1 tRNA gene and 2 rRNA genes are annotated in these 675 nt (G+C 47.4%); all 3 read left to right on the top strand.

The features are described 5' to 3' along the window. Nucleotides 1–76: ribosomal RNA gene (locus tag AACQ95_RS14365) — 16S ribosomal RNA — on the top strand; the annotation flags it as partial. Between the two features lie 200 nt (nt 77–276). Then, a tRNA-Glu gene (locus AACQ95_RS14360) sits at nt 277–352 on the top strand. A 238-nt stretch (nt 353–590) separates the two neighbouring features. After that, nucleotides 591–675 (top strand): 23S ribosomal RNA (locus tag AACQ95_RS14355); the annotation flags it as partial.

Genomic DNA, 675 nt, shown 5'->3' with positions numbered 1-675 from the left:
CACGGTGTGATTCATGACTGGGGTGAAGTCGTAACAAGGTAACCCTAGGGGAACCTGGGGTTGGATCACCTCCTTACCTTAAGATGACGTATGTTGTTGAGTGTTCACACAGATTGCCTTGATTCAAAGTAGTTAGAGCAAAGACCTGATGCGCAAGCGTCAGTGCTTGTTTGGTGAAAGCCAAACGAGAGAAGCCCTTTTGTTGGGTGTTGGGATGTGAATAATGGCGCGAGCCGTTACCCAATGACCTGCGCGCAAGCGCAAAGACAAATCCGGGTCCCCTTCGTCTAGAGGCCTAGGACACCGCCCTTTCACGGCGGTAACAGGGGTTCGAATCCCCTAGGGGACGCCACTTCTCTTCTTGCTAACAAGAATGCAGAGTTAAGAACGACATTCTTAACTCTGTTTTCTTCGGTCGATGACCGTTGCAAACATGCTCTTTAACAATCTGGAAAGCTGATTTAAAAAGTAGTTCTCAAACATTTGTTACAAGTGCTTTGGAAACTTCTTGGCGAAAACCAAAATTTATTTTGGTCCTTGTTGTACAGCAACAAGTCGCGTCGTTTCGACGACACTTCTTGGGGTTGTATGGTTAAGTGACTAAGCGTACATGGTGGATGCCTTGGCAGTCAGAGGCGATGAAGGACGTACTAACCTGCGATAAGCTGTGAGAAG

The sequence above is a fragment of the Aeromonas sp. MR19 genome (assembly GCF_963899305.1).
Classification (GTDB): Bacteria; Pseudomonadota; Gammaproteobacteria; order Enterobacterales; family Aeromonadaceae; genus Aeromonas; species Aeromonas bestiarum.
The sequence above is the reverse complement of the archived record's forward strand: the minus strand, read 5'-3'. Positions and strand labels throughout refer to the sequence as shown.